12 protein-coding genes are annotated in these 13,856 nt (G+C 26.1%); all 12 read right to left on the bottom strand.

What is annotated here, in order from left to right:
- The coding region (gene tnpA, locus EIC27_RS08110; protein WP_410519450.1) for an IS66 family insertion sequence element accessory protein TnpA at positions 1–154 on the bottom strand (154 nt) is incomplete at its 3' end.
- A 43-nt stretch (positions 155–197) separates the two neighbouring features.
- Positions 198–671, bottom strand: a complete 474-nt coding sequence (locus EIC27_RS02510; protein ID WP_126044578.1) for a hypothetical protein — start codon at positions 669–671, stop codon at positions 198–200.
- Positions 672–830: 159 nt separating this feature from the next.
- Entirely contained in the window at positions 831–2,306 is a 1,476-nt protein-coding gene (locus tag EIC27_RS02505; protein WP_126044577.1) for an Npt1/Npt2 family nucleotide transporter, read from the bottom strand.
- A 76-nt stretch (positions 2,307–2,382) separates the two neighbouring features.
- Positions 2,383–3,996 (bottom strand): phosphoethanolamine transferase, encoded by a 1,614-nt coding sequence (locus tag EIC27_RS02500; RefSeq protein WP_126044576.1) that lies wholly within the window; start codon positions 3,994–3,996, stop codon positions 2,383–2,385.
- 7 nt (positions 3,997–4,003) lie between these two features.
- Entirely contained in the window at positions 4,004–6,214 is a 2,211-nt protein-coding gene (locus tag EIC27_RS02495) for an FtsK/SpoIIIE family DNA translocase (protein ID WP_126044575.1), read from the bottom strand.
- A 30-nt stretch (positions 6,215–6,244) separates the two neighbouring features.
- A complete protein-coding gene (gene virB9, locus EIC27_RS02490) occupies positions 6,245–7,012 on the bottom strand; it encodes a P-type conjugative transfer protein VirB9 (protein ID WP_240627069.1) in 768 nt (255 codons plus the stop codon).
- Between the two features lie 17 nt (positions 7,013–7,029).
- Positions 7,030–7,725, bottom strand: a complete 696-nt coding sequence (locus EIC27_RS02485) for a VirB8/TrbF family protein (protein ID WP_126044574.1) — start codon at positions 7,723–7,725, stop codon at positions 7,030–7,032.
- 5 nt (positions 7,726–7,730) lie between these two features.
- Positions 7,731–8,480: a prepilin peptidase gene (locus EIC27_RS02480; RefSeq protein WP_126044573.1), complete on the bottom strand. Its 750-nt coding sequence runs from the start codon at positions 8,478–8,480 to the stop codon at positions 7,731–7,733.
- Between the two features lie 13 nt (positions 8,481–8,493).
- Positions 8,494–9,630: a D-alanine--D-alanine ligase family protein gene (locus EIC27_RS02475; RefSeq protein WP_126044572.1), complete on the bottom strand. Its 1,137-nt coding sequence runs from the start codon at positions 9,628–9,630 to the stop codon at positions 8,494–8,496.
- A 23-nt stretch (positions 9,631–9,653) separates the two neighbouring features.
- On the bottom strand, positions 9,654–10,514 hold the full coding sequence (gene hflC / locus EIC27_RS02470; protein WP_126044571.1) for a protease modulator HflC: 861 nt from the start codon (positions 10,512–10,514) through the stop codon (positions 9,654–9,656).
- 12 nt (positions 10,515–10,526) lie between these two features.
- The gene (hflK, locus tag EIC27_RS02465; RefSeq protein ID WP_126044570.1) at positions 10,527–11,624 is read right to left on the bottom strand and encodes an FtsH protease activity modulator HflK; all 1,098 of its coding nucleotides are present in this window, start codon (positions 11,622–11,624) and stop codon (positions 10,527–10,529) included.
- Positions 11,625–12,008: 384 nt separating this feature from the next.
- Positions 12,009–13,790: a coiled-coil domain-containing protein gene (locus EIC27_RS02460; protein WP_126044569.1), complete on the bottom strand. Its 1,782-nt coding sequence runs from the start codon at positions 13,788–13,790 to the stop codon at positions 12,009–12,011.
- Positions 13,791–13,856: the final 66 nt, after the last annotated feature.

The raw sequence follows: 13,856 nt of genomic DNA, 5'->3' as shown, positions 1-13,856 counted from the left end.
CTACAAGAATTCTGTGCCATTTATAAAATGTACTTCTCGGCACATTCTTTTGCTTACAAAATTCATATTTACTTACATTACTTTTTTTATATTCTTCTACTAGCTCTTTCCATTTTTCATTACTTATTCTTTTTTTCTTTTTTTCTAATAGCATCATTAGCCTCTATTTTTTTAGGCTTTTGTTCTACCACTTATTTTTATTCTTGCCTAGATGCCCTTATTTTAGCGCTTACTTTTTTTGATTCAGGAATTTTGCTCCATCCTCCAATTAATAATACTTTTAAAGCATTAAGATCAAAATTAAAAACTTCTATACAAATATCTAAAATTTTTTTAAGATCCTCACGCTTGGTATTGTCATCATAATGAAATAGAGCAGCCTTATTAAAAGTCGAATTGCTAATGTCTTCCTCAAAAATTGCAATAACAACACATGGGCCAACATTTATAGTAGAGAGTATAGGCTTTATACTACTAGCATTAGTAACACCCCATTGCTTCTGAAATATAGTGCATACATCATTAGGAGAAAAATCACTAACTTTACTATAATGATCGTTGGAAATAAATTTATTTTTATAAAAATAGTCATAAGCTGAGTATACAATTGGAATAAAAATTCCTGCAGTTATACCTATAATTGATGCTTGACTATAACTTAAATTATTCATATTTGACCTCTTATTAATTTGCTGTTAAAATCATTATGAAGAAAAATCAATTACCTACCCTTATTATTTATAACTCACTACAATTTAATATTGTTATATATAATACTTTTCAATCTTATATATTTTAGTTTCTTTTTAACTTGAAATCACCTAAGTTTATTAATCTTTCTTATTTTTAGTTAATTTATTAAACTCTTTTGAAAGCACCCCAACTGACAATAACCAAATTATCATTATTACCAAAAATATAATAAATAAAATTGATGAAAGGGATATTAATGCTTCACCAGGTTCTAAACTAACTAATGATGGGTTAAATATTAGTGCTAATATTAGTAAAAATTGCTGTATAAGCGCTCCTCCAGACTTTCCAAGTCTACCACCAATTACATCAGCTGCTGCCTTACCTTTCGATTTTAAAGACTCATCTAAAGGAATATATGCAATCTCTTTTGTTGCATCAAAAAAGGCATATTTAGTTGCCTTACCAAGTATATTTTGCATCAAACCTATAAAAACCGCAACTACAATAGGTGCCAAAGTCAAAAATGGAATTACTTCAACAATTTCCATCTGATATATAGAAAAAATAAAAAATGCTACACCAGTTATTAAAATTATAATAGGTGTCAATAAAGCTGCTGTTTTCCAAGAAATTTTACTTAATATATAGCTACCAAATAACATAGCAGACATACTTGCAAGGCCAGTATAAGTTTGCAAATTCGACATAAATCTAGCATAGTCTTGTTTATCTGTATATACAGCACCAGCTTGTGCTTTCCAAACTCCTTCAACTATGTTTATAGAAATTCCATAACACAAAATTAATAAAGCAATTAAACCTATGTATTTTGATGTAAATACATGTTTTAAGCTTTTAATAAATCCTTCTTTCTTTTTTTTCTTAATAGTTTCAGCATTAATTATATCCTTAGAAACAAGTACATTTGTTAAAATAAAATACAATACTGATAACGATATTCCAGCAAATAACACTGAATAATTTATATACTCTAGTGATTGTTGCCAACCACTTTTACAAATATTTTTATTAGAAAATAATCTTAACAATCCTCCTGATGTAATAAGCCCTAATTGTGCTACTAATCCAAACAGTGGATACAATCTTTTTGCTTCTGTAATTTTAAATACCTGATTTGCTGTTTGCCAAAACATAAGTGAAAGCATTACACTGCCCCATAATTCTGCAAGCACAAAATATAATGAATATGACCAATTTTCAATTATAGCTATAAAATAACTTAAATATGGGTAATTATTCTTAGTTCCATTAAAATCAAAATGAAAATAAGAAATATTAGGATTAATGACAAATGTAAAAATTAAAAAATATGTGATAAAAAATCCATTAAATAAATGAAAAATTGTTGTTTTATTTAGTTCATTAGATAATTTTGCATAAATTAGCATCATTAAAATAGCTATAGGCATTGTACAATATAGCTTAATTGCACTTATTAGCTCTGCACCCATTTCATTTATTACTATTGTATCCTTCACAGTTCTCTCAATGCTATATATAAAAAGTATCATTAACATCATAAGCGAAATAACAATAAATCTTGAAATTTCATCTTTTTTAATAGGTATTAAGTTAAGTAAGTATTTCATTTGCAATTAATAAATTTCATTGCGAATAATAATCATTTTATTATAAAAGTCCAGAAATTTCTTTTTTAAAAAAATTTTAGTTGCAATGATTAAAGATAAATTTTTGATTTTTAATGTTTGTATCTATCTTTAGTAAATCTAAAATTGAATGAAAAAGGTTATCATGAGATAAATGATTATTTGAAACACTTTCTAAACAATTTGTATCTAAATTAAATTCCTTTGTAAAATTTTTAGACAACCACATTAACATAGGAATATGTTTTTGATTTTTTGGTGCTATTAAATAAGGCATACCATGTAAATATATCCCTTTTTCACCTAAAGATTGGCCATGGTCAGAAACATAAAACATAGCTGTGTTAACTTCTGTCTTTTCTTTCAATATTTCAATAATTTCTGATAAAAAATAATCCGTGTACAATATGGTATTATCATAACTATTTTTTATTTCTTCTGAAGAACATTTTTGAAGTTCTATAGAATCACAAATTGGCTGAAATTGCTGAAATTTTTTCGGAGTTCTTTTATAGTATGCAGGCCCATGACTACCCATTTGATGCAACACAATAAACAAATCATCTTTTTTATTGTTATTTATAAAATCTTTTAAAATTTTTAACATATCTTCATCAAAGATTTCATTATTGATGCTATTATTTACTTCAACAGATTGCATTTGAATAGTATTAATATTATCACATACAGATTTACATCCACCACCATTATTCTCTACCCATAAAACCTTAAAACCTGATTTTTTTATCAAATCTACTAAATTATCATTATATTTAAAATCTTGTTTACTAAAATTAGCTTTATCAAGAGAAGAAAACATACATGGTACAGAAACTGCAGTACTTGTACCACATGAGTAAAAATTCTCAAAATTTATCACTCCTTGCTTCTTGAGATTTGGATTGGTTTCTTTACTATATCCATTAAGTGAAAAATGATCAGCCCTTGCAGCTTCACCAATAACAAAAACAAACACCGTTCTATTTTTATGATTTTTACAAGATTTATTCTTATGCGCTTCACTTGAAATTTGTTTTTTATTCTCCGTTGGTAACATTAAAATAACGTTTTGGTATATACCATTTATAAAGTTATTTGGAATAATCCTAAATATAATGTCCTTATGATTTCTAAAAACTGAAACAAAAGTTTTATATTGAAAAAATATAATTGAAGTGAAAATTACTAATGCTAATAACCCATAAAGATAAAATTTAATATAATCAAAAATTTTATTTGGATATTTAATCTTTACCATAAAAATAGCTAGCAAAGGTAATATACCAAGAAATAAAACATTTAAAACCATATTATACGATACTAATTCCAAAGATTCTTTAAAATCAGTTTCAAAAACATTTTGAATCATATAACTATCTATTATCACTCCGTATTTGAGCATAAAATATTGTGCTAAAGCTGAGCAAACCAATATGAAAGATAAGAAAATTTTATGTATATATGGAAAAGTAAAAAGTGATATTCCAACATAAATAAAACAAATTAATGCGATAAAAAATGATAATAAAAAGCTTATTGAAATAAGATTATCTGTAGATAGCTTATAGAGAAATGACCATAAAGGTATATTTAAAAATAAAACAATAAATATGCTAACAAATAAATTAAATAGTTTTACTGATGATATGTTAAACGAGGTTATTTTTTTCACTTATTATTTACTGATTTCTTAAAATTTCTCTTTTACCTTGTGAATTTGGAGGGCTTATTATACCTTCTTTTTCCATTTGTTCAATTAACGAAGATGCTTTGTTATATCCTATTCTTAATTTTCTTTGAATATAACTTGTAGTTGGCCTTTTTTCTTCTAAAACTATTTTTACAGCTTGTTGATATAAATCATTATTCTCTCCTATATCAAAACTTGAATTTATATCTCCATTATTATCATCATTAGAAATATTAAGAGAATTAAAATCTACATCATAATCAGTTAATTTGTTTTTTTTAAGATATTTCACAACATTTTCAACTTCAACATCAGTGACAAAAGGACCATGCACCCTAGTTATATTGCCACCTGGCATCATATATAGCATGTCACCCATACCTAATAACTGCTCTGCTCCTTGCTCTCCTAAAATTGTCCTACTATCAATCTTTGACGTTACATGAAAACTTATTCTTGTAGGAAAATTAGCTTTTATTACACCAGTAATAACATCTACTGATGGCCTTTGTGTCGCCATAATTAAATGTATACCAGAAGCTCTAGCCATCTGAGCAATTCTTTGAATATAACCTTCAATTTCTTTTCCAGAAACTAACATTAGATCTGCCATTTCATCAACTATCACAACTATATATGGCAATTCTTCATTTCCTAAATCTACCTCTTCAAATATTGGCTCACCAGTTTGACTATCAAAACCAGTTTGAATAACCTTTTTGAGTGTCGTACCTTTTTTAGCTGCATCTAATAACAATTCATTGAATCCTATAATGTTTCTCACTCCAAGAGAAGCCATTGCTCTATATCTTCTCTCCATTTCTTGTACTACCCACTTTAAAGCACCAACTGCTTTTTTGGCTTCAGTAACAACTGGTGATAATAAATGTGGAATCCCATTATAAACTGACAATTCTAGCATCTTAGGATCTATCATAACAAATCTACATCTTTTTATTGTACAAGAATACAACAGAGATAAAATCATAGTATTAATAGCTACTGATTTTCCAGAACCAGTAGTACCTGCTACCAATAAATGTGGCATTTTTGCTAAATCTGTAATAATTGGTGATCCACTAATAGATTTACCTAAAATTAGAGGTAATTTATGCTTATTAATTTTATATTCATTACTTTCTACCAATTCTCTTAAATATATTATTTCTCTTTTATCATTAGGTATTTCTATTCCTAAAGCATTTTTGCCAGGAATAACTGATATTCTTGTTGAAACCGCACTCATTGATCTAGAAATATCATCAGATAACCCAATAACTCTAGATGCCTTGGTACCAGCTGCAGGCTCCAATTCAAATAAAGTTACAACTGGACCAACACTGTAATTTATAACTTCACCTTTGACACTATAATCTTTTAATGTTTTCTTTAATTTATCCAGCTCTCCTTTAATCTTATCTTTATTAAATTTAAAATTAGAAGATTCTGTAAATTTATTTAAAATATCAATAGGCGGCAAATTAATTTGATTTGAAAATTTATCTACATCTACAACCTGATGTTTTAAACTTTCTGTTTTTAATTTAATATCCTTGATTTCATTTTTTTGAAAATCATTTTCATTTTGATCTTCTATTTTAAATTTAGCTCTTTGACTAGAAAGCTTTCCTATAATAAACCTTATAGATTTAAAAAATATTTTTATACCTAATATCAAATATTTAAATATTGACCTCCACTCATGAAATTTTAAACCTAAACTTAAAATTAAATTTACAATAAATATCAATAAAATTGAAATTAATAATACTTGTTTTTCAAAATACATTAAAAATATCTGTTTAAAATAATCTCCTAATACACCTCCCCAACCTATATTGTTAATTACTTTAGATTTTATAATTAATGATAAAATTGTGGAAAATAATATTGTTCCTATTAACATCAATATAAATCTTAAAATAAAATTTTTAATAGGTAATTTACACAATATTTTTATAGATAAGATTAGAAAAAAAATTATTGGGAAAACAAAAGATATACCAAAAATTTGGATTAAAAAACTAGATACATCAGCACCGTATATACCAAAAAAATTACCTATATTAGCATTATTTTTGGCATTTAATATTGAGGGATCATTAATATTAAAAGTTATAACAGAAATTAAAATGAAAATTATTAGAAAAATTATAATAATAGCCAAAAAATTTTTTAAGCCTTTAGCAATATATTGCATATTGTACAACAAAAATAGATATTTATAAAATTACTTTTTTTGAGTTATTTTATTATTCAATAATGGTTTTTCATTAAAAACACAAATAACATCATTTCCATGCCTTAAAGTATATCTTTTAGATACTCTTTCAACAACTACATAGCCCTTCTCAACCCTATAATTAATTAAAGCTTCACTACCTTTATTATCAACCAAAAATATAGCTGGTAACTCAGCATTAATTTCTCTAAATTTAAAGTAAGTAAAACTACCATCATCAAAAATTTGTATAGGCTCTATATTCGCAGCGTTACCGCTAATCTTATATTGAAAATTATATAGCTCCGGCTGAGCTAAATTTGGGCCAGAATTATAACTCACTTGTTTAACTGAAGAATAATTAGTTTCACTAGGATATACAAATTTTACTATAAAAGCTAAATCAGGATCATTAATACTATCTGCATGCTTAGCATGCATTTCAAAAAAATACATTCTCTTGTTGGTAATAACAGTCATATTTGTAGTAGCATCTTCTTCCACTGGCTTTAAAAAAATTCTATTGCCGGCTGGTACAATTTGCCATGGAGTTTTAGTTCCCATAGTTATAGTTTGTATCTCTTCATCTAAAGAAAATTCAATAATTGTTTGATAATAATAATGTCCAATATACCTAAAAACTGAATTAGGAATATAATTTATAATCTTTATCCTTTCCTCTCCTCCAATAGCCCTTGGCATCACTGTTGCATTAATATCAATTATGTAACTAGTTAACATAATGATCATTAAAAATTTAAAATATATCTTTTTCATATTAAATATAACAATTATCAATCTTTGTAATCGGTTATTAAAAAATTTAAGTCCTGTTTCGAATCAATAAATTTTTTATTTATTTCAGACATAAAAAAAGTAATTTCTGCAATTTTGTTTTCAATATTTTCCTTTTTATCAATTAATGAATGAACCTTATAGTATACTTGAGCATAAGAAGGACCTATTACATCTTTTGAAAACACTACTTTGTCAATTGTAATGATTCTACTATTTTTATACCTATATTTCAACAATGGACTATCAGGATTATCATCAATGTTAATAAATTTAAAATATTTTTGAAATACTTTAAGCGACGATACATTATTAACATAGTTTAGTTTTTCATTTAATTTTTCTGGAATCAGTGAATTTTCATCAAATTCTTCTCTCATTTTAAGATAATTAATTATTAAGTATTTTGCTACAGATAAATTTATATTTTCGTTTTTATTTCCTATGGACTGTATTTTTGGAAAATATTTAACCTCATTATTAAAATATATTGGAAATGGATATCTATGTGATTCTTTAGTTAAATTTGCAGTATTAATAATTAACATTGCAGCAATAAAAAATATAACCACAACAATAAGCAGCAACCTTAATGTAGCATTTATATTAACATATTTATACAAAAACCATTTTAATGATCTTTGATAAAAATCATTATCTAATAATAAGCTTTTATTATTAATATCTTCGCTCAAATTAACTACAACCTCATTAAATGATTTATTAATATAGTTAAAAATATTAAAACATAGCTAGCAAAGTAAAAATGCCTTACTAACATTACTTTAAGATTAACATACAAAAAATAACTTGCAACTAATAGCATGGTATAAGGTATTATAAACAATAAATCAAACCAGAAAAAAGCTACCAATATAATTTTAATTAATTCTAAATCTAAATTTTTAAAATTATACTTATAAGAAAAATTTATATATAAAGAATATAGTATTGAACTAATGGCAACCTTAAAAACCCAATCATAAATTGTCAAATTAAGAAGTGTATCATATATAATTGACAAAAATATACTGAAGAATATAAATTTAAAGCTCACATTTATATTGTTATATAAGCTTAAAGACATTATTGATGATACTATCCCAAATAGTAAAAAAATTATATACCAATCTAAAAAATAAAAATAATAGTAACAAATCAATGATAATAAAAGTGAGAAAATTTCTATAATTAAATAACAAATATCAATCTTGTTGCCACAATAATTACATCTACCTTTACAACTAATAAAACCTATAATTGGCAAATACTCTTTTAACTTTAAGTAATGATTACATTTAGAGCATTGTGGAGACACTGAATTAATATGTTTAAGACCAAATAAAGAAATATTTCTTGGAATTCTAAAGTAAAAAGAAGTTGCAAAATTACCTATTATTATACCAAAATACGCAGCTACAATATAACTAATAACATTTACAGCATCCATTTTATTTTACTATTTACTTAACATAATTTAATATATCAATAGAATTATGATTCTTTATATTATTATGCTTATGCTTTTTAAAAGATAAAGCAATTAATTTATCTAATAATTCACTATATATTATACCATAATCATCTAAAAGCTTGGGATATAAACTAATTTCAGTAAATCCAGGAATGGTATTAATTTCATTAAAAAATAACTTATTAGTGTTATTTTCCAGAAAAAAATCTACTCTTGCAAGACAATTACATTCTAATATTTTAAATATATTTTTTGCTTGATATCTAATAGAATTTGATAAATTATCATCTATTAATGCAGGAATTTCAAATTTAGCACCATCTTTCATTATATACTTAGCTTCATAAGTATAAAATTCATCATTTGGTATAATTATTCCCGGTATACTTACTAAAGGTTGTTCATAATCTTCGATATTTTCAAGTACAGATATCTCTATTTCTTTTGCATCAATTCCTTGTTCAATTAAAATTTTATTATCATACCTAAATGCATTAGCAATACTTTTTTTCAAGCCATCTAAGTTTGTAACTTTTTGAATTCCAATACTTGAACCACAATTCGAAGGTTTTACAAAAATTGGAAAAAAAAAGTTCTTTTTAATACTCTCTATTAAATCATTCTTTTTTTCTTTATCGTTATATTGATATTCTTTAATGCTTATATATGGAACAACTTGAATCCCTTTTTCTTTTAGTAATATCTTGGTAAATTCCTTATCCATAGTAATGGATGAACTCACAACATTTGAACTAACATAAGGTAAATTTAATAGCTCAAAAAAACCTTGCATAATCCCATCCTCACCGGTTTTGCCATGAATTATTGGTAAAATCACATCTACTAACTGCTTTAATTTGTTAGAATCAATAAAATATGATGTTTTATTGTTATCCTGAAGCTGATTTTTAATTTCACTTATACATTTTTGTAAATACAAAATTAAATCATTTGACCCTGCTAATAAATCTATAACATTCCAATTACCTTTTATATCAACATATATAGGAATAGGATGATACTTGTTTAATTTAAGATTTTTAATTATAGAAATAGCAGATTTAATTGAAACTTCATGTTCAGCAGATACCCCTCCAAATACTATTCCTACATTAATTTTTTTCACTCAAATATAATTTTAAAATTTATTTAATTATTCAAATATTTTAAAAACTTATTATCTGATGACATTACTAATGAAGAATTTTTATCCAAAGAATTTTTATATACTTCCAAAGATTTATAAAATTCATAAAAGTCTCTATCTTTACCATAAGCTTTTGCATATAGACTAATTGCTTCAGCATCTCCCTGCCCCTTAATTATTTCCGCACTTTTATTTGCTTCAGCAATAATTATTGTCTTTTCCCTATCAGATTTTGCTTTTATAATATCACTTTCTTGATGCCCTATTGCTCTAATTTCCTTTGCTTCTTTCTGTCTATCAGTAATCATTCTTTCATATACAGCTTTTCTAGCTTTATCAGGAAGATTAACTCTAATAAGTCTAACATCAATTGCATCAACGCCAAAATTATTAATGTTTTTATTTACTATATCTATAATGCCTTCTCTAATCTTATTTCTTTTTGAACCTAGAATTTCAATAAACTTAACCCTACCAATAACTTCTCTTATACCAGACTCAATTATAGACTCCAATCTCATTCTAAATTTACTATCATCATACATTGTTTCGTAAAATTGCTTTGGATTAGTAATTTTATACTTTGCAAATGCATCTACTTTCATAGTTTTTTGATCAAAAGCAACAACTTCACTATTTTCACTCATTTTAAAAGTTAGAGTTTGTATTCTTTTATCAAAAAATCTAACTTCCTGTATCAATGGTAACTTAAATTTTAAACCAGGCTCTAGTTGCTCTCCAATTACTTCACCAAATTGTATTATAATTGCAGTTTTTCTTTGATCTAGTATATATAATGAATTGGCTAAAAGAAAAACTACTATTAAAAGAATAATTAATAAACTACCTTTAATCTTTTTCATTGAACCTCTTTCTTATTTAGTATTGTTATTAAATTTATCTAACGGCAAAAATGGAAGAATTTTATTTGACACTTCTTTATCAATAATAACTTTATTTGTATCTTTATAAATTTTTTCCATCGTATCCAAATACATTCTTTTTTTTGTTATGTTTTTATCTATTGAGTAAGCTTTAAAAATCTCATTAAATTTATTAGCATCACCATAAGCTTTTGATATTACAGATCCTTTATAAGCAATAGCTTGTTCGACTATAGCTGCAGCCTCAGCTTTTGCCTTAGGTATAATTTCATTTCTATAAGCCTGCGCTTGATTTATATATCTTTCTCTATCAGCTTTTGCAGATTGAACATCACGATATGAATCTCTCACCTCTGGCCCAACATAACTATATAAAATTCCCACACTAATTATCTCAATTCCTGATTGATAAGAATCCATAATTTTTTGTAAATCATTTTTTACATCCCTTTCAATTAATAACCTTTTTTCTGATAAGGCTTCAGATAACGTTACCTCACTTATAACTTGCCTCATTACACTTTCTGCAGCACTTCTTACAATATTATCTGTTTTACTATCTTTTATATTAAATAAATAATTTTTTGCATTACCTATCTTCCACTGTATATAAAAATGCATATCAATAATATTTTCATCACCTGTTAACATCTGACTTTCTTTAGGATAGCTTAAATCATTTTCATTTTGTTGATTATCAGCATTGCTTAAATAAGCGTTTTTAGAAAACCCAATAGGACTAGTTATCTTACCTATTATATCTTTTTTAATTCTAGTAACACTAATTTTTTCAACTAATTCTATAGGATCAGGTAGCTTATAATTTAATCCAGGCTTAACTTCTCTATTATACTTTCCGAATCTAATTATTATTCCTTCTTCATCTGTATCAACAGTAAAAAATCCAGTAGATAACCACAATATAAGCAGACCAATTAATGTAATATATATAAAACGAAAGCCATGACTTTTATTCATATTATTATTAAATTTAGTAAAATTTTTCTTTTTTGTAAAAGGACCTTCATTTATATTCTTATCTTGGGAATTTTTTGAATTTGAATTATTATCCCATGGATTATCAATCATAATTTTAGATGTTTTTATGAAAATTACTTTACCTTGAATTTATAATAAACATTTGCAACTCTTGCAAGCAATTATATAAAATAACATCATTTTCTTGGAAAATAGCTTTAATTCTAAACATTATTAAGTACATAATTAGGATTTAATTTATTATTTATATATTTAACAAAATCAAAAAATAAACAATCATGTCAATGATATTGGAATAGTTTACTAATTGTTATTAGAAATAGAGTTGTAATTATTTAGCCAATATACTTTCAACACTAAATATTTTAAAATTAACTATAACTTAAAAACCCAAATTCACATTTGTTAAAACACTCCAAAAATTTCATTTATCTATTTATGATATTAGCTTTATTATATATCACGATACTTTCTTTACTTTATCCTGCTACTTTCCTCAAATATCTCTTCTTCTAATTTTTTCATTTGATCCATTTTTTGCTGATATCTTTCAGTTTCTTCTTGTATCTTTGCTATTTTTTCCATTGCTGTTTCTTCATGATGAATCTCTTGACCAGATGTAGATTGAGGCTCAAGCTGTAATTCATCTGAATCCCACCTTCCTTCGATTGAGCTTTGAGGAAGATTTTCATATTCTGATTTTTGTTGCTCATATGCATATTGAGTATTAGCAAGTTCATCTTGATCCCTTGCCATATCTTGAGAATATTGATCATATTTTTGAGCCTGATATTCATACTCTTGGTTATAAGTTTCTCTTCCTTGATCCAATTCTGTCTGCAATTGCTCAATCTGGACTTGTTGCTCTGCATATCTTTTTTCTAATGCATCATTTAACCTTAATCTCTCTCCTTCGTCTTGATCACCAAGTGGTTCATCTTTTTTATTTTGTATTTCCTGAGCAAGTTGTTCAGATAATTCTCTCTGTTGTTCTAATTGCTTATTCAATTCATCCAGCTGCCTTAATTGTTCTTCTAATTGAACTTGAGAAGTAGAGAGCTCTTGCTGTCTGCTTTGGAATGAGTCAACTGCTTGATTCATTCCTTCATATGTACGATTTAAATTTTCCTCTATTTCATATTTACTCATTCCTCCATCTAGAACTCTTTGTTGCTCTTCATATAATTCATATTGCTCCTGAACTAAACGTCTATCTTCTTCAAATGCACTTACACTTTTTTGATAATCTTCAACATTTTGTTGATGTGTCTCAAGCTGTTTAGCATAATTTTCTCTTTCTTGCTCTAATAATAATCTATCTTGTTCTATTTGTTGTTGTTTTTCAGCTAAAATTCTTTCTTGGTCACCATATTTTTCTTGAAGCAATTCCTGGTATCTCTCTTCAATATTACTTACATTAAGTGGATCACGTTGATCTTTCAAAGCCATTAATTCATCATCTTGCCTTTGAATATCATCCAGATTACGTCTTGCTTGATCGAATTCAACTTCTCCCTGACTTAATTTATTTTGACTCTTTTCTATCTCATCTAATTTACCCTCAAGTAATTGTTTTGAATCTAGAACAGCACCTTTTTCTGTTATTAATTGTCCATGCCTTGCATCTAAATTTTCAACACTCTTATCTAATATACTTTTATCTTCATCAAGCATCTTTTTCATTAAATCTCTATTCTTAGCATCTATTTTTCTACTTTTCCTATCTTTCATAGCTTGCTTTAATTTACCAAATTCTTTACCAAATAATTCCCCTGTTTTTTTAAGTTTTGTTAATTGCTTACCTACTTTTTCTTTCTCTTTTGTAATATTATAAACTCCTAATTCATCTTTAGGATCACCCGTAAACCTATCCCATAAACCTTTTTTATCCTCTTCATTATTTTGTCCTTTACGAGTAGTTATATTATATTTATCATCAAAATTCTTAGCTAAATCCTGTAATCCTCTAACTGAACTTATTACAGAATCTTTTTTTGTGCCAAATGACTTATTAGAAGCTCTATCAACATAATGTAATAGGCCCATTCTCTGCTTTATAGGTGATAATACATTTTTATCCAATGCTTGATATAACCTAGAGCCATAAATTTGATTTTTCATAAAGCCATCAGCAGCTTGCATAGCACCATCATACACGCCGCTTAATGGTCTCTTTGCAACACCACCCAAAGCATCAACAAGTTGAGGAACATAATCAATATAAACGTAAGCGCTAAAATAAGGGCATCTAGGCAAGAATAAAAATAAGTGGTAGAACAAAAGCCTAAAAAAATAGAGGCTAATGATGCTATTAGAAAAAAA

Origin of the sequence: Candidatus Aquarickettsia rohweri (genome assembly GCF_003953955.1) — a bacterium.
In the GTDB taxonomy this organism is placed as follows: domain Bacteria; phylum Pseudomonadota; class Alphaproteobacteria; order Rickettsiales; family Midichloriaceae; genus Aquirickettsia; species Aquirickettsia rohweri.
This window is presented reverse-complemented; position numbering and strand designations above follow the sequence as displayed.